Source organism: Chondromyces apiculatus DSM 436, assembly GCF_000601485.1.
GTDB classification, from domain to species: domain Bacteria; phylum Myxococcota_A; class Polyangia; order Polyangiales; family Polyangiaceae; genus Chondromyces; species Chondromyces apiculatus.
In genome coordinates, this window is sequence record NZ_ASRX01000029.1 from 58,679 (window position 1) to 75,280 (window position 16,602).

At 70.2% G+C, this 16,602-nt stretch carries 11 protein-coding genes; 6 read left to right on the top strand and 5 right to left on the bottom strand.

Annotated elements, in window-relative coordinates; all coding sequences use genetic code 11:
- Positions 1-71: 71 nt before the first annotated feature.
- A complete protein-coding gene (locus tag CAP_RS19865) occupies positions 72-1,190 on the bottom strand; it encodes an S-(hydroxymethyl)glutathione dehydrogenase/class III alcohol dehydrogenase (RefSeq protein ID WP_044243401.1) in 1,119 nt (372 codons plus the stop codon).
- Positions 1,191-1,314: 124 nt separating this feature from the next.
- Positions 1,315-3,351: a serine/threonine-protein kinase gene (locus tag CAP_RS19870; protein ID WP_044243403.1), complete on the bottom strand. Its 2,037-nt coding sequence runs from the start codon at positions 3,349-3,351 to the stop codon at positions 1,315-1,317.
- Between the two features lie 292 nt (positions 3,352-3,643).
- On the opposite strand from CAP_RS19870, the gene CAP_RS48290 reads away from it, so the two are divergent.
- From CAP_RS48290 to CAP_RS19890, 4 genes are all read left to right on the top strand, one after another.
- Positions 3,644-5,323: an AAA family ATPase gene (locus tag CAP_RS48290; protein WP_081865062.1), complete on the top strand. Its 1,680-nt coding sequence runs from the start codon at positions 3,644-3,646 to the stop codon at positions 5,321-5,323.
- Between the two features lie 206 nt (positions 5,324-5,529).
- On the top strand, positions 5,530-6,294 hold the full coding sequence (locus CAP_RS19880) for a hypothetical protein (protein ID WP_156040955.1): 765 nt from the start codon (positions 5,530-5,532) through the stop codon (positions 6,292-6,294).
- A gap of 261 nt (positions 6,295-6,555) precedes the next feature.
- Positions 6,556-7,692, top strand: a complete 1,137-nt coding sequence (locus CAP_RS19885; protein ID WP_156040956.1) for a hypothetical protein — start codon at positions 6,556-6,558, stop codon at positions 7,690-7,692.
- On the top strand, positions 7,685-8,239 hold the full coding sequence (locus tag CAP_RS19890; protein WP_044243413.1) for a hypothetical protein: 555 nt from the start codon (positions 7,685-7,687) through the stop codon (positions 8,237-8,239). The genes CAP_RS19885 and CAP_RS19890 overlap by 8 nt, the downstream gene beginning before the upstream one ends.
- Before the next feature lie 35 nt (positions 8,240-8,274).
- Here CAP_RS19890 and CAP_RS50635 read toward each other — a convergent pair whose 3' ends face one another.
- Complete coding sequence (locus tag CAP_RS50635; protein ID WP_156040957.1) at positions 8,275-8,703, bottom strand: hypothetical protein; 429 nt, start codon at positions 8,701-8,703, stop codon at positions 8,275-8,277.
- Between the two features lie 283 nt (positions 8,704-8,986).
- Positions 8,987-13,981, bottom strand: a complete 4,995-nt coding sequence (locus CAP_RS55025) for an alpha-2-macroglobulin family protein (RefSeq protein WP_044243419.1) — start codon at positions 13,979-13,981, stop codon at positions 8,987-8,989.
- Positions 13,982-14,215: 234 nt separating this feature from the next.
- Here CAP_RS55025 and CAP_RS19910 point away from each other — a divergent pair, with 234 nt between their 5' ends.
- The gene (locus CAP_RS19910; protein WP_044243422.1) at positions 14,216-14,503 is read left to right on the top strand and encodes a hypothetical protein; all 288 of its coding nucleotides are present in this window, start codon (positions 14,216-14,218) and stop codon (positions 14,501-14,503) included.
- 13 nt (positions 14,504-14,516) lie between these two features.
- Positions 14,517-14,774, top strand: coding sequence for a hypothetical protein (locus CAP_RS19915; RefSeq protein ID WP_044243425.1), 258 nt, complete (start codon positions 14,517-14,519; stop codon positions 14,772-14,774).
- Between the two features lie 119 nt (positions 14,775-14,893).
- On the opposite strand, the gene CAP_RS19920 is transcribed toward CAP_RS19915, so the two are convergent.
- A complete protein-coding gene (locus CAP_RS19920) occupies positions 14,894-16,429 on the bottom strand; it encodes a hypothetical protein (protein WP_044243427.1) in 1,536 nt (511 codons plus the stop codon).
- Positions 16,430-16,602 lie beyond the last annotated feature (173 nt).

Below are 16,602 nucleotides of genomic sequence, written 5' to 3' on the forward strand. Positions count from 1 at the left end.
ACGAAGCTACAAAACGAAACGAGGAGTGGGCCGAAGCCCGCTCCTCGTTTGCGTTCACGGCCCTGCCGCTCTCAGAAAACGACCACGCTCCGGATCGACTCGCCCTCGTGCATCAAGTCGAGGGCGTGGTTGATCTGATCGAGCGGCATCGTGTGCGTGATCAGATCGTCGATGTTGATCTTCTTCTCCATGTACCAGTCGACGATCCGCGGCACGTCCGTGCGCCCCCTGGCCCCGCCGAACGCCGACCCCTTCCACACCCGCCCGGTCACGAGCTGGAACGGCCTCGTCGAGATCTCCTGCCCCGCGCCCGCCACCCCGATGATCACGCTGGTCCCCCAGCCCCGGTGGCAGCACTCCAGCGCCTGGCGCATCACCTTCACGTTGCCCACGCACTCGAAGCTGTAGTCGGCGCCCCCGTCGAGCAGGTTCACGAGGAACGGCACCAGCTCCTTGTCGGGGTCCGCCATCTCCGACGGGTTCACGAAGTGCGTCATCCCGAACTTCTCCGCGAGCGCCTTCCGCTTCGGGTTCAGGTCCACGCCGACGATCTTGTCGGCGCCCGCCATCCGCGCCCCCTGCACCACGTTCAGCCCGATCCCGCCGAGCCCGAACACCACCACGTTGTCCCCCGGCTGCACCTTCGCCGTGTTGAACACCGCGCCGATGCCCGTCGTCACCCCGCAGCCGATGTAGCAGACCTTGTCGAACGGCGCGTCCTCCCGGATCTTCGCCACCGCGATCTCGGGCATCACCGTGAAGTTCGAGAAGGACGAGCACCCCATGTAGTGCCGCACCACCTCGTTCCCGAGCCGGAACCGGCTCGTCTTGTCCGGCATCAACCCCTGCCCCTGCGTCGCGCGGATCGCCGTGCAGAGGTTCGTCTTCCGGCTCAGGCACGACTTGCACTGCCTGCACTCCGGCGTGTAGAGCGGGATCACGTGGTCGCCCTTCTTGACGCTCTTCACGCCCGGGCCCACCTCCACCACCACGCCGGCGCCCTCGTGCCCGAGGATGCACGGGAACAGCCCCTCCGGATCCGCGCCCGACCGCGTGAACTCGTCGGTGTGGCAGACCCCGGTGGCCTTGATCTCCACCATCACCTCACCCTCGCGGGGCCCGTCCACGTGCACGGTCTCGATGGTCAGCTTCTCGCCCGCCTTGTGGGCAACGGCTGCGCGGGTTTCCATGAGAATCTCCTCCTCGGTTCAGCCTTCGCCGACCGCGTCGCACGGCCAGCCGCCTACCCTTAACCGCCCCGCGAACTCTGTTGCAAGGGCGCTGAAGTGTCCGCCGCGCTCCCCTCCCCCGCGCTCACCGCAGCGCGCGCCCCTCGATGATCCCTCCGTCCGCGGCCATCGCGATGACGATTCCGAGGTCCGTGAACAGCGACACCACCGGCGCCGTGAAGCTCTCGTCCTGCCACACGCAGCTCCACCGCCCCGGCTGCTGCAGGCTCCCCGTCGCGGCTCCCACCGCGGCCTCCCGGTGCCTCCAGATCTTCCCCGCGCCCGCCGCCCAGCCCCGCCCCACCGCGTCGACCCCCACTGCCGACACGTCCGCCCCCGCCTCCACCTGCTCTGTCACCATCGCTCCCCCCCGCAACCACAGCGCCGCCCCTTCTGCCCCTGCCGCGAGCCCCATCCTCAGCTCGTGCTGCCCTGCGCACGCCAGGAACGCCCGCACCGATGGCACCGCCAGCGACCGCACCTCCCCTTCCAGCGGCGCGACCATCGCCACGTACCCCCGCCCATCCTTCCCCCGCCCCACCACCAGCCACCGCGTCGCCTCCACCCGCGCGAGCGCCGTCACCACCGCCACCCCCCGCAGCGGGATCGGCTTCAGCCACCGCCTGTCGCTCAGCGTGCACAGCGTCGGCGGCTCCCCCTCCGCCTCCCCCACGAGCAGCGCCAGCCCGTCCAGATCCCCGCTCAGCAGCGCGAACCGCATGTGCATCGCCCCGAGGTGCCGCAGCTCCCCGAGCCCCTCCGGCGTGTAGGTCGCGAACGTCGCGTCGTCCGCCACCACCAGCCACCGCCCTGCCCCGATCCGCCGCGTCAGCCGCACCCCTTCCGGGTTCGGCAGCCCCCGCGTATCCACCTCTACCCACGCCGATCCATCCCAGAACGACAGCCCCGCGCTCGTCGCCACCATGCAGCGCCCGTCCCCGTCCCACGCCGCGCTCCGCACCACCCTGGGCGCCTCCTCCGACCCCGGTCCCCGCACCGTCGTCCACGCCCAGCGCGCCACGCCGGTCAGCTCTTCCTCCTCGCGCAGCTTGTCCCGCCGCAGCGCCGAGCCGCCCCCCACCGCCCCCACGGGCCGCACGTCCCGCAGCCACGGCACCACCATCGCCGCCAGCGCATCCGCCCGCTGCGGCCGCTTCGACAGCGCGTGGCTCGTCGCCGCCGCCAGCGCAAAGTCGATCGACCTGCACGCCGCGTCCGACGCCCGCAGCTCCGGCGACAGCCACCGCCCATCCCGCACGCTCCGCCGCGCCGTGCTGCACATCGCCGCGAGCGCTTGCCCCGGGTTGAGCACGTCGAAGTACTCCTCCCCCGTGAGCAGGTAGAACACCACCGCCGCCAGGCTGAAGATGTCCGACGGCGGCCCCAGGATCTGCTGCTCGTACGCCGTCAGCTCCGGCGCCGCGTACCCCAGCGTCCCCAGCGCCGTCCCCCCGAACGTCCCCGAGAACCCCGCCGGCCGCGCCACCCCGAAGTCCGCGATCTTGAAGATCTCGTCCTCCCCGAACCCGCAGCACAGCACGTTGTCCGGCTTCAGATCCCGGTGGATCACCCCCACGTCGTGCACCGCCGACAGCCCCGTCGCCAGGCACTGCACCGCGTGCGCCGCCCGCGCCGGATCGAACGCGAACCCCGTATCTCGCAGGCTGTGCCCCACCCGCTCCGCGAGCGTCGTCCCCTCCGCTCCCCCGTGCACGTACTCCAGCGCGAGCCACGGCAGCCCCACCTCTTCCCCCGTCGTCAGCTCTCCCTGGTACGTCCCCGCGTCGAGCAGCCGCACCACGAACGGCGTCGGCGGCACGTGCTCGTTGAGCCGCCCGAGCGCCACCGCCTCCTTGGTGACGATCAGCTCCGCCGTGGCCCCTCCCTTCCGCACGAACCACGGCCGCAGCACCTTCACCACCACCGGCGTCTCCCCCTCCGGCCCGGCGCGCAGCGCGTAGTACGCGACCGACATCGCCCCCTCCCCCACCACGTGCTGCACCCGGTAGACGACCCCCCGCGCTGCCTCGGAGGGGATCTCCACCCCTGGCCACATCGGCGGCGGCTCCTCGATCTCGTCGAGGTACGACGACCGCCTCACCGCCTTCGCCACCGGCTCCATGGCGGCGCATCGTAGTCCGAGGAACGCCCACCCGCACAAGAGGGCGTCCCGGAGACGAGGAGCGCGAGGGGTGAGGAGGTGCCGTGCAGCGACGGCGTCGGGTTCTAGGAGGACGAGCTTCGCCGGAGCAGCGTGGAGACGGCAGGTCCCGCATCGAAGGCACGCTGGAGATGACCAGCTTGGACGTGATGGTGGGGGCGTGCGGCTTGCTGGCCGGGAGTGGCGATGGTAGCGCGCGAGGCTCACCCGAGACGCGGGAGTAGCGCCCCTGCTTGGCCCGAAGGACCTGTCGATGAGCAATAGTCAGCGCGACCAGACCGTGAGCCCCGAAGCAGGCGCTCTGCTGAGCACGCTCATTGAAGAGGTGCAGCAGACAAGAAAATTCCCGAAAGATGCCGAGGTTCGTGCACGCAACGACCCCTGGCTTATCGACGACCTACTGCAGCATCAACTATTGCGAGTAGGTCACCGTGGTTCGTTGGTGCCGACCGTCGACGCGCTGCGCGCAGTGGACACCCCTCTCTCGCAAGACCTCTTGGGTCTGACACAACGACTTTTCAGAACCCTTCGTCAACTCTACGTACAAAACGCCTCACAGGTTCGAAATGCACAGGAGCTCGCCCACCACATCGGTGCCGACGCTCGTTCAACATCTCTCGCGCTCACCCTGCTGCTCGTCTCGATGCCATCCATAGGCAAAGAAGCCGGAATGGACATGGCCACGGGAGACATCGTAGGCGTGCTACCAACCGACGGCGTTCTCCATCGGGATCCTTTTGCGCAAGACATCCAGAGCCAGCCGCTCGCTACAGGTGTGCCTGTCATGTTGCTCGCGCAGGACTTTCGGGGACTCTCAGAAGTCTCCTGGTCGCCTGATGGCGTGTGCCTCGTGGCCGGTCCCAACGGCGCTGGCAAAACGACCTTGCTGGACATCTTTGCTTTCCTCCGCGACGCCTTTGTCCATGGAGTTCCCCAAGCGGTGACCCAGCAGCGCGGAGCTTCCGGAATGCGACGGCTGGATGCCGCGGGCCCCCCGGAAGTGATGCTCGGTCTGAATGTCGGTGAGGTGTGCTGGGAGCTACGACTGCCAGTTGAGGGTGGCATGGTGGGCAGCTCGCCAGGCGAGATAGTGAAGGCTGGGGGTGACATCCTGCTACGTCACGGGGCCCATGCGGACACATGGTACCTGGGTCGCGAGCGTCGCCCAATCGACGCCGAAGGTCGCACCTGCCTACGCGCCGCCTGGGAGGCCCAACAATCTCCTAGCCTCATCCCCCTTACCGATGCACTGCGCGGCTTTCGGATCTACGGGATGTACGGATTGGATGCGCTGCGCAATGGCGGCGCCGGTGCCGAAGGCGACGAGCGCCTCGACCCAACTGGCAAGAACCTCTTCATCGTGCTCCGCAACTGGAAGGCTGCCCCTCGCCGCTTCAGCGACAGCTTCGCCTGGGTCCTCCGCCACGCAAAGCGCGCCTTCCCCGGCATCATCGACGATATCGAGTTTGACCCGCCCGTCGGCCAGGTTGTTCCCACCCGCTTCTACAAGCCCGGCGCGAGCGCTGCCCTGCCCATGCACCGCGCGCCCGACGGCCTCCTCGTGGGCCTGCTACACCTCACCGCCGTCGCCAGCGCCCGCGAGGGCACGGTCATTGCCATCGAGGAGATGGAGAATCAGCTCCATCCGCATGCCATCCGCAAGCTCCTCGCCGCCATGCGCGAGATCGCCGACGAGCGCCGGCTGACCATCCTCCTCACCACGCACTCGCCCGTGCTCATGAACGAGTTCCGCGACCACCCCGACCAGTTCTACGTCATGGAACCTGGACGCGAGGTGCTCCCCGTCTCGCTCGACAAGATCCACGACCCGGAGTGGCTCGCCCACTTCCAGCTCGGCGACCTCTACGATCGCCTGGAGTTCGGCGCACCGCGGGCCGAGGGCGCCGAGGCGCCGAAGACGCAAGGTGGCTGATGCGGGTCAAACTGATCCCCACCGGCCGCTGCGAGCTGCTTGGTTTGCCGGAGTGCCTCCGGCGCCTCTTCCCTGACCACACCTTCGAGGCCGTGGCCGCACGCGAGGAACCCGACGGAGACCGTGTGCCATTCGATGGCTTCACCTCCGGCAGACTGAGCACCTCGCTCCTGGCGGCGAAGCTACCCACCAACCTGACCAGGCTCGTGCAGCAGCTCGCCTCCGAGGTGCACCCCGGCCGCGATGGTCATGCCGCCGATCTGGCGGTGCTGCTGGATGATCTGGAGCTGGAGAACGCCGATCAGCCAGAGATCGTCGTCGCCAGCGTGCGGGCAGCGGTGAAGCAGCACCTGGAGGCCCTTCGCCAGCGCGAAAGCGCCGCCAAGGCGCAGCGGGTCGAGCAGGCCTTGCGCGAGCGCGCTTCGTTCCACCTCGCGGCGCCCATGATCGAGGCCTGGCTCTTCGCCGATCCGGCATCGCTCCCGCTGGCCGGGGTGGGCCCGGATCGCCTGCCGCCGAAGCTCCGCCCCGGGGTCGATCCCGAAGCCTTCGAGACCGACGATCTCGCCTTCTCACAGGACGACGGCACAACCTGCGCCGCCTTCCATGCGCAGAACGCGCGCCGAAGAAAGCCGGAACGCTTGCTCTGGATGCTGCCCGAACGCTTCAACCTTCCCGGCTACCGGCGCGAGCTTCACCCCAAGGCTTACCTGTCCTGGCTGTGCCGCAATCCCACGGAAGCTCAGCGCGGCTCAACCTACCGGGAGTCTCACGGCGGCGCCGCAGGGCTACGGGCACTGAGCTGGGAGCAGGTCCTGCGCACGCCTGCACACGCCAAGTTCGCGCGCGCACTCATACACGATCTGGCTGATGCGCTCGGACCACCCACACTGACGCTCCCCAGTGGCGAGGAGTACCCGCTTCTGGCGCGCAGCTCGGCGCCACGAGATCGCGCGCTGCGGAACCTCTGATCGGTGCGCTCACGCCCGCGCTGCCTCCATGAGAGGGCACCGCGTGTATCCTGCGCAGGACGGCTCCGAAGGGTCTGCCGTTCGTGGTCCTTTTCCCGCTTCATCTCGAAAGTCGACGGTACAGGAGCCTATCCTGTTGCTCTGGTCCGCGCGTTGAACGCTGCGGCTCTCGCATGTCCCTGCGGATGACTGGACGAGATTGTGCGCATCCAGGATAGAGTTCGCGAGCCCCGCGTCGAACTGTCGCCCCTCCTCTCCGCCATGAACAACGACTGGAAAGCTCTCACCCCTCATCGGCCGCTCGACCCTGGCTCCGATGTCTATGTCACTCCACCGTCGGGTGGCGCCAGGCACATCGCCGACTGGATTCTTGCCGGAGGCTCGACCGTGCTCGTCGGAGGCCCCGCAGGGATCGGCAAGAGCACTGAGATGGCGCAGGCGGCGACGCTGCTACAAGCGGAACGCTTCGCCTGTCTCGTCCCGCTCGATCGGTGGGAGAACATGCGGAAGCTCACGCCAGAACAGCTCCTGCTTCGCATTGCTGGGCGAATCGCCTATGTCGCGACCCAGAGCCTCCGGCTCCCTGTCTCTCCTGAGCTACGGGAGAGCTTGATCTCTGCTGGAGTCCTCAAGGATGACTCGATGAGCGTCGCTCCAGGGGGGAAGGCTATACCCAGCGCCCCCGCCCTGATCCGTCACACGCTCAGCGAGGTGAACCGTTTGGTCGAGCAGCGACGCATCGCGCTCCTCATCGATGGCCTGGAGAAGGTGCCTCCTGGCGCCGGTGCCACGGATCTCTTCGACGCGCTCGGAACACTCCCCGAGAATGTTGATCTTGTGGTGGTCGTTCCCTGGCACGCCGCCTTTGGGCCCCGCGCCGACGCCGTGCTGCGCGCGGGCGAGAAGTTTGTTGCCCTGCATGCCGTAGAAGTCGAGGGCGAGCCCGGCGAGCCTGGTCGTCAGTTCTTGCGGGACCTCCTGTCAGCTCGTCTGCAATTGAATGCCGAGGCTTTTGAGGATGCGGAGGGCCGTGCCAGGCGGACCTTGGTCAATGAAGCCGCGCAGTGGAGCGGAGGTGTCCCCCGCACGTTTCTGCAGCTCCTGGCGGATGCTGGCACCTACGCGCGCCTCCGGCGCAACGCGCCGTGGCCGGAGCCGTCGGATCTGGCGGACGCAGTAGCGGACCAGGAAGACAGCTTGCGGCGTGTCCTCTTGCCGGGCGATACGCAGGCCATCCTCGCCGTCGAGGGCAGCGATGGCCGGGAGCTGGCTCTCGATCGAAAGGTCCGCTTGATGGCACACGGAGTGCTGCTCGAACGGCTGCGCGACCGGCGCCCAGTGCTCGAAGTTCATCCGCTTGCACGGGCCGCTGTGAAGGAGATGCGTCGCAGTGCGTGAGTCGATCCAGTCCTTGCTCGGCGCGATCGAGCGCGACCACGGGGGGATCGCTGTGGTTTGGTGCCCTGATATAGGGCTTCGCGAGTGGCTGGTGGGGGAAGTCGAGAGCGTCGTCCCCACGGCAGCAGAGGCATTCCGGACCTCGTCGGTCGAAGAGGCGATCGCCTGGCCGCGCCGGATGGCGCTACTTATCCCCAGCACGGGCGACGAGGTGACGACGGTGCTGGATCTCGATGGGAGCCGTGACCGCCTGCACGACGAGGATCACCCACGCACACAACCCATCGTCCTCTTCCTGCTCCGCCATGGCGATGGCGAGCGCGCCTTGGCCGAGCAGGCCATCAGCCTATCGAGTTGGATCGGCGGCAGCGATGTGGATCCGGAGGCGCTAAGCGAGATCGACGACGCCGCAGAACGAACACGCTTCACCGAGGAAGCAGGACAGCCCCCCGAAGCCTGGCTCGCCTCGTGGCGTGCAGAGGAGATCCGACCGACAGCCGAGAGCTTTGCCCTGGCCTACCGCGCGATGCTCCTGGAGGAGCGATGAAGGCCTGGGTCGATCTCTACAGCGCGCACCAGGCGCTACGTACACAGGGCGCCGAGGCGGAGAAGCAGATCCGGGAGGTCCTGCGCCGGCTCGGTGAGCAGCGCCCGTCTGTGTTCCAGAGCAACGTACAATCCCGCCTGCAGCCGCAGCGAAACCCGGAGACCGGCCTCCAGGTAGTGGAGCTCAACCGCGCGAGAAGAGGTGAAGAGGTCCACCTTCACCAGCTTCCAGCCGCAGACCAGAAGGAGGTGCACCTGAAGGAAGCACGTCTCACCGTGCTCCTTCTGCTGGATCGATCCAGGCAGCACCTGCACCAGTTCACGGTGATGGTGGAGGGCAAGCGGAGCGACGACTCGCCGTGGACTGTGGCTGTCCACCTCCCGGACGATCGTCCGACCGTGAAGAACCCCTCGGCTGATCGGCAGGGCCACGGAGGATGCGGGCATGCCGCGCTTCACTGCCATGTAGGCCCCACCCTGGATGTGCAGCCGAAGGTGAGGGTGCCACTTCCGCCACTGAGTCCTGGCGCGATCGTGGAATGGGTGATGTCCCAGGTCGTACCTACCGCGGCGTTCGAGCCAGCTCTCTGGCCCAACGTGGTCAACGCGCGGAGCCAGCCCCTGCGTTGACGGAGCAGGCGCGGGAGCCTCATCGGCTACCCGCTTCGTCATTGACCTCCGCCGCGTCGGGATGCTCCTGGTCACCAATCGACGTTCCGACTGCTGCCCCCGCCAGCCCCGCCCCGCCTCACTCCACCCGCAGCCGCCTCGCTGGCGCCACGGCCCTGGGCAGCTCTTCCAGCGCCACCCGTGCCCGCGCCTCGGGCACTGTCATCGACCCGGCCAGCATGAACCGCAGCGGGATCTCCAGCAGCGTCGTCGTCCCATCCGCATGCACCGACGCCCGCACCATCAGCGTCCCTTGCACCAGACGCACGCCGCTCACCGGCGCCGCCAGCGTCACCCCGGGCGGCAGCGGGATCCGCGCGTCCACCTGGTGGGCGCGCCCCAGGCTGCTCCGCAGCGACACCTTCAGCGCCGACACCCGCCCCGCCTTCGGCCGCTCTGGCCACGACACCTCGATCTGCACCGGGCTCTCGCGCACCTCCGGAGGGCTCGACCACCGCCGCAGCGCGGGCCGCTCGAACCGCGCCATCACCCCGGCGCCTGCGACCGAGAGCGCCACCTCCTTCACCCCTGCCACGAGCGGCACCACCACCCGCCCTGACGGCCCCACCGTCACCTCGCGGGTCGTCCCGCCGGCCCTCACCTTCACCCGCGCCGTCCCCCGGCCCTGCGCCGCCCCCGCCTTCCTCGCACCCCGCGGGCCCTCTTCCTTGTCCCCCAGGGTTTCCCTCCCCCCGACCTCGGCTCCGACCCCCCCGTCGTAGGCCAGCAGCGCCCGCACCACCGACCGCGTCCCCACGCTCGTCCCGTAGCCCCCCCGCGTGTCCCCCTGCACCCCCACCCACCCGAACAAGATCTCCGCGGATGCCGGGCTCTTCCCCACCCCCGCTGCGCGCAGCAGCGCCCCGTACACCACCGCCCGCGCGCCCCGATCCCTGGCCTGCGCCGTGGGCAGCGAGATCCCCCCGCTCTCCCGCAGCCCCACCTTCACGCGCAGCGCGTTCGCCAGCGCCTCTGCGGCGGCTGCCCGGTGAGGACGCTCCAGCAGCGACAGCAGCGCCCGCGCCATCATCACCGCGTCGCTGCTCTCCCGCGCCTCGCTCACCGTGTCGGTCACGAACGCGTCCCAGCAGCCCGCGCTCGCCCCGGCCTGGGGCAGCGGCTCCACCTCCAGCGCCTCCAGCGCGGCCACGAGCGGCAGATCCTTCGCCGGGCACCCCTCGTCCTTCCCTGCGTCCCTCCCCGCGCCCTGCCGCGTCGTCTGCACGTTCTTCCGCACCTCGTCCCCCAGGCCTGCCGGCGCGAACAGCCGCGCCCTGCGCTCCTCGCTCCAGAGCGCGTCCCCCTTACCCGCCTCGCGCTTGAAGCCCATCAGCCGCGCCATCGCCCGCTGCCCCACCTCACCTGCGCGCGCCGCGAGCGCCGACCGCTCTCCCTCGTGCACCGTCGCCCACCGCGCGATCCGCGACGCCACCTCCACCGCATCGGCAGCCGCCTGGGGCGACCCGAGCCGGTCGGTGTCCAGCGACGCCAGCGCTGCCGACAGCGCCCTCTCCACCCCGCGCTCCAGCACCAGCCGCGGTGCGCCCCACAGCACGTGCGTCCTCGCCTCCACGGGCGCCCGGAGCCACGCTTCGGGCAGCGCCCCCTCTCCGTGCGCCCCTTCCCCGCCCTCGCCCCTCTCTCCCCCCATCCCCGTCCCGGCGGCCACCCACTGCGATGCCGTCAGATCCGTCCGCTCACCCGCGCCGCGCACCTCCCACGAGTGCTGCGCCACGTCCCGCGCGATCCCCGGCGCGCTCACCCGCGCCGTCAGCGTCGCCTGCCCTGCCTTCGGCGACTTCACCCGCACCCGCACCGGCGTCGCCCCGCCTGCGGGCACGTCCACCACCCGCAGCCGGTCCCGGTCCGAGGCCAGCACCGCTGCCCCGCCCACCTCGATGGCCACGTCCGCGCGCACCGGCTGCGCCGAGCGGTTCCGCACCGACACCTCCACGTCCACCTCGTCGCCCTGGACCCACGTCGACCCGGCCTCCACCCGCGCCGACAGCGGCAGCGACGTCGCCACGTCGATCGACGCCGTCGCCGGCATCCCCCGCTCCGGCACCCCCACGAACGCGATCCGCCACGTCGTCTCCACGTCCCCGAGCGGGATCCGCATCCGCAGCTTCCCATCGGGCCCCGTCTGCGTCGGCGGCGACCAGTAGTACACCCCGCGCGCCACCGACGGCGACCTCCGCGTGTGGCTCCCCCCGAGCCGCCCGTGCCCCGAACCGAACCCTTGGCCGGAGCCCGTCCCGCTCCCGTGCCCGATGGTCCCGATGCTCCCCATCCCGAGCGCCGTCCCCGTGTGTGTGGTCAGCAGCGTGTCCCACGACGCCACCGTCGCCTCGCCGACCTCCATGTCGTAGCGCGCGTCCACGATGAGATCCTCCCCGAGCGCCTCCGCGTAGGGCGACCCTGACGCCACCACCCGCCCGAAGGGATCGCTCACGTCGTCCCCCGTCCCGATCCGCCCGTCAGGCCCCGGCGCCTGCAGCGCGTAGCCCCGCGTCACCGTCAGGAAGGGCGCCGGCGGTGCCGTGGTCTTCACGAACTGGATCGTCCCCCCCCACGGATCGAGCAGCAGCGCCTCCTCCACGTTCCCGTCGCGCACCGCCCGCCGCAGCAGCGCGTTCGGGTCCTTGAGTGCCGGCTCGTCCGCGTCGAGCCCCCGGTCCCGCTTCACCTGCCGGAGCGCCGACAGCACCCGGAACAGCTTCAGCCGCGTCACCCGCCGCGCCACCGTCTCGAACGTCACCTGCTTGTCCACCGCGAGCAGGTCCGGCAGCGTCAGCGGCTCGCCTCCGGGAGTCTCCGGCGGCTCGTCCATCGCCGCCGTCACCAGCGTGAGCAGCTCCGGGTTGAACTGCCACTTCCCCTTCTCCTTCCGCCGCACGTCGATGAGCTGCTCCGGCGACGCCGACGCCTCGTAGACCGCGCCCTCCAGCGAGCGCAGCACCTCGCCGAACGACTTCTTCATGGTCTCCTTCGCCGCCCCCTCGGGATCGTTGTCGGGCGCGAGCGGCGCGCGCAGGTGCTCCCCGAGCAGCGCCCGCCGCACCGGATCCAGCGCCGGATCGCCCCCGAGGAACGCATCGCAGCGATCGTCGTACATCGACACCATCCAGCAGAGCCGCGACCGCGTGTCGAGGTTCAGGAGCCCCGTCGTCGAGCCTCCCCCGTGCAGATCCACCACCACCGCCGCGATGGATCCCGGTATCCCGCCCCCGGGCTCACCGCTGAGCGCCAGGTCCACCTCCACCGTCCCTCCGGGCACCGCGCGCCCGCCCACCATCGTCGCCGTCAGCCGCGGCAGCACCTGCGGCGCCACCAGCACCGCCCCCCCCACGCTCCGCGCCCGCTCTCCCACGCGCGGCAACGCCGCGTGCAGCGCCCACACCCCGGCCGCTCCCTCCGGCACCGCCAGCGTCCCCCGCCCCTCGCGCAGCCACGCCCCTCCGGCCCGCGCCTCGTTCTCCGCGACGAGCAGCGTGCTCCACCATCCCCCGCCCGCTCCTCCCGCGCCTCCCGCACCCCCAGCGCCCCCTCCCACGCCCCCGACCCCTGCCGCGCCGCCCCCCGACAGCGCCGACAGCACCGACAGCGCCAGCGCGCTCCCTGCGCGCACCACCGCGTGCTCCGGCTGCAGCAGCGCCGTCCTGTCCCGGTCCACCGACATGCACAGCACGAACGGCTCGCTCCGCCGCCGCAGCGCCGGGATCTCCGCCGCGGGCCGCACCGTCACCGCGGCCGCCACCCCGCCTGCGCACGGCCCCACGTTGCGGAGCGCCCCCACCCCGGCCGGCGGAGACCACGCGACCTCCGCCTCCCCGAAGGCATTGGTGGTCACCGCCTGCCGCAGCCCATCGGCTTCCACCTGGAAGGGCCCCACGATCGGCTCGTTGCGCCCGTCGCGCACCCGCAAGAGCAGCCGCTGCGGCACCCCGGGCACGATCACCCCCGCCTCGGGCCAGAGCGTCGCCTCCGCGGTCCGGCTCTCCACGGCCAGCGTCGTCGCCGTCTTCAGCGGCTGCCCGTCCAGATCGGCCCGCGCCTCGAGCTGCAGCGTTGTCCCTGCCCCGGCCACCACCGTCGTCGGCGCCACCGCCGCGCCTTTCACCTCGCCGGCCACGTCGGTCACCACCGGCGTCGTGACCTTCTTCCACTCGTCCTCGTCCGTGGGCGCCTGTGTCCCCTTTGGCCCCACCCACACCCGCACCGGCAACCCCGCCACCGGCTGCCCTGCTCCATCGCGCACCCGCACCACGTACGAGGCCCGCTCCCCGGCCCCCACCTCGGGCTCATCCCACAGCGCCCACAGCTCCGGCTCTCCCGGCGTCTCCTCCCGCGGCGTCAGCAGGATCGACGCCAACCCCAGCACCTCTCCCTGCGCCAGCGTGCGCGCCTGCAGCTCCCAGGACCACGCCGGCTCGTCGGTGAAGGGGATGGGCACCCGCGCCATCCCCACGCCCGCATCGTCCGTCGCCACCAGGACCACGTGCCGCGCGATCCCGCCCTCCAGGAGGCGCACCTCCACCGGCGTCCGACCCACGGGCAACCCCGTCGCCGCCCCCTCCACCGTCACCCACGCCGACAGCTCCCCGCCTGGCACCACCCGCGCGTCAGGCACCCGGATCGCCACCTGGTGCGGCGCCATCCGCTTCACGCTCAAGGTCCGCGTCCGCTGCCGATCCCCGACCCGCACCCCCAGCAAGAGCTGCAGATCCCCCGGCGGCCCCGGCGGGATGGGCACCTCCAGGTGCGCCCGCCCCCCTGCGTCCGTCGTCACCCGCACCGGCGCCGGCACCACGCTCACCTTGCCGAGGTGCTCCGGATCCCACGTCGCCTCCACCGTCACCTCTCCGAGCGGCTTCGAGGTGGTCGCTGTCGGGAACCCCAGCGCCACCACCTGCACCGGCAGCATCGCCCCCGGCGCCCCCTGCCCCGGCGCGTGCAGGAACAGATCGAGCCCCCGCGCCACCGCCTCCGGAGCAGGGGGAGCCGCGTCGGAGGGCCCGGCCACGAGCGCGACGGAGAGGGCGAGGGCCGCGAGGAGCCCGAGAGATCGGCGCATGGCCACTGGACATACCGGAACGCCAGAGGTTCCAGAAGAGATCGTGGCCGGGTGCGATCCTGGGCCCGACGCGATGGACACCCCGGTTCGTGGTCATCCCGCCGGGATGGCAGGACCTCACCGCCGGGCAGGACTGCTTCGAAGCATGCCTACGCCATGCATCAAACCCCGCCGAACTGACGCATTGGCCACGGCCATCGGTCTGATAGACCTCGAGCGGGTGAAGCTGGAACCATGAAGGTGACCACCGACGCCTTGCGGAGAGCGACGCTGACGCTCCTTGCCCACCTGGACGCCACCGGACAGCGCGAGATGGAGATCGAGGAGGATTTCTACTGGAACGTGCCCGCGGACCAGCGTTACGACCCCTACGAGAAGCCGGAAGCGCTCACGCTGGGCCAGCTCTCCGACGACGGGTCCGAGATCCAGCGGATCCTCGCAGGCGAACGTGAGCCCACTGGACTGGCGATGGTCTGGCTCGCGACGATCCTGCGTCGCGTGGGAGAGAAATCCCGTGAATGAGGGCTCCGTGCCGATGAACCAGAAGAGCATCTCGGAGGAACTCGAAGACCTCCGGAACGCGCTCGCCGCCGTGATACTGGACTGCAACTTCCCTCACACGGCCCCCCAATGCCTCCTGAGCATGGTCAATGCCGGGGAGCTTGACATCGCCTTCGAAAACCTCCTGAGCAACATCTCGGACTTTCGAGAGCTGGCTCAAAGCGAAGAGCTACGCGAACGTCTGGCAGCCATCCGGAAACGTCTGGATCTCTTGCCTCGCCTCTATCGATGAAGTGCCGAACGTCGTTCCTTCCTTCCACCACCTCCGCGGTCGCTTGCACGATGTTGGTCGGCAGCGTCTTCGGTACGATGAGCCGGTCCGAATTTCTCTCGCCGTAGCTCTTCGGCGTGTCAGTCGGGGCGCCGCGCCAGGGCGGCTGCGAGGGCCCGCGCCAGGGCTTCGCGCCGGTCGCGAAAAGGGTTCTCCCCGTCGATCTCGTTCTGAACGTGGTCCTCGTTCTCCGGTCCCATGAGCGGGACGAGCAGGGCCTCGAGTTTCGCGTCGATGCGAAACGGCGTGTCCTGAAGCTTCGCGAGCACCGGACGGAGGACGGCGCGTTCGCGGCGCGCGGAAGCAATCGAGACCGCGAACATCAGCTCCGCAGGGTTCCGCGCTTTCCGGACGAGGCTCTCCAGGATGGGCCGGGCGATCTCGCTCGGAGCGCCATCCATCGCCGCCGCGAGCGCCGTCTCGGGGATGAGCGCCGCGATCTCGGGCTTGCGGTCCTGGAAGGCCATGTGGGCACCCGCGGCGGCGAACCAGCGCCTCTCGACGCGGGCGCGGTCCCCCTCGTGAAAGCGCCGCGCCAGATCCTTCGCCTTCGCCGGATCGAGGCGCACCCACGCGGCCGCAGCCGCGGGTAGCCGCTCCTCGGGATCCTGGGTCATGAACCCCGCGAGCTTCAGGATCTCCTCCGGCCCGAGCAGATCGGCCGAGGCCGTGAGCAGCTCGACGAAGGGGACCAGCGTCTCGGGCGACATCGTGCTTCCGAGCAGCTCGAAGAGGGATGCCGTCCGGCAAGCGAGGGCCGCATCGCTTCGCACCAGCATGGCGAGCGCCCCGAGGACCGCCAGCTCGACGCGGCTCGGCAGACCTGACGTGCGCGCTTTGTCGAGAATGGCGGCCCCGCGCTCGAACCGGCTCCGGACCGCCGGAGAGGCGGGCATGCGCACCCCTGAGAACTCGGCTTGCAGGTACTTCCGGTGGAACAGGGGCCGGAGTTCATCGACCTCCAGCGCATCGAGGAGCACGGCGTGGACCTCGTCCGTCGCGGCGCCCGGCTCAATCTGGAGAAGAAGGCGCAGGATACGCACGCCATCCCGCCAGTCGGCCGTGTCTCTGTCGGCGAGCCGCTTCAAGGCCTTCGACGACAGCAGAGGCCGGAGCAGCGGCAGGATCTCCGCGGGCATCGCAGTGAAGCGGACGGCACGCTTCGCGGTGGCGACATCCTCGTGCAAGGGATTGGCGAGCGCGTGGAGCACCGCGACCTGATCCTCGGGTGGTCCGGCGAGCCCACGCGCGACGAACTCCGACGCGGCGCCGGAGAACCGCACGAGCGCGTAAACCGCCCGCTGCCGTTTGCCGCCGTCACGACCGTCGAGCCATTGCCGCAGCTCCCCGCTCACCTGCGCGATGATCTTCTGGTCACGCGCCCCCTTTCCCTCGGCGAGGGCGTCGACGAGCCCGGGGTCGATCACCAGGTCGTCGAACGTATCGTCCTCGTAGCGCGCGAGGTGCGCGAGCGAACGCAGCACCCCCTCGGGCGACCGCTCCCGCTGCTTGATGGCGCGCCGCTGGACGGCTTGCGCCAGCGCGTCCAGGCCTTTGACGTCCGGAAACTCCCGGTCGTACACCTCCGACAAGAGTGCGTTGCGGTTCCTGGCCATGACGAAACCACTCCCGACAGGAGCGCCTCTGCCCGACGTGCGCCTCCGTCCGGTGCACGCTAGAGCGCCCGCGCATCCAGCGTCCAGAAGAACGGGCGCGAGGCCGGAAACGCAGCGAGAAGTACGAGACCGCAGGATGAGGAAGTACCCGTTCTCGCGCATGTCCGTCGGGA

Coding starts and splice junctions, on each gene's coding strand:
- CAP_RS19870 (WP_044243403.1), bottom strand. CDS start 3,351: ATGGAGCCGGTGGCGAAGGCGGTGAGGCGGTCGTCGTACCTCGACGAG.
- CAP_RS50635 (WP_156040957.1), bottom strand. CDS start 8,703: ATGGCAGTGAAGCGCGGCATGCCCGCATCCTCCGTGGCCCTGCCGATC.
- CAP_RS19915 (WP_044243425.1), top strand. CDS start 14,517: ATGAACCAGAAGAGCATCTCGGAGGAACTCGAAGACCTCCGGAACGCG.
- CAP_RS19885 (WP_156040956.1), top strand. CDS start 6,556: ATGAACAACGACTGGAAAGCTCTCACCCCTCATCGGCCGCTCGACCCT.
- CAP_RS19910 (WP_044243422.1), top strand. CDS start 14,216: ATGAAGGTGACCACCGACGCCTTGCGGAGAGCGACGCTGACGCTCCTT.
- CAP_RS55025 (WP_044243419.1), bottom strand. CDS start 13,981: ATGCGCCGATCTCTCGGGCTCCTCGCGGCCCTCGCCCTCTCCGTCGCG.
- CAP_RS19920 (WP_044243427.1), bottom strand. CDS start 16,429: ATGGCCAGGAACCGCAACGCACTCTTGTCGGAGGTGTACGACCGGGAG.
- CAP_RS48290 (WP_081865062.1), top strand. CDS start 3,644: ATGAGCAATAGTCAGCGCGACCAGACCGTGAGCCCCGAAGCAGGCGCT.
- CAP_RS19865 (WP_044243401.1), bottom strand. CDS start 1,190: ATGGAAACCCGCGCAGCCGTTGCCCACAAGGCGGGCGAGAAGCTGACC.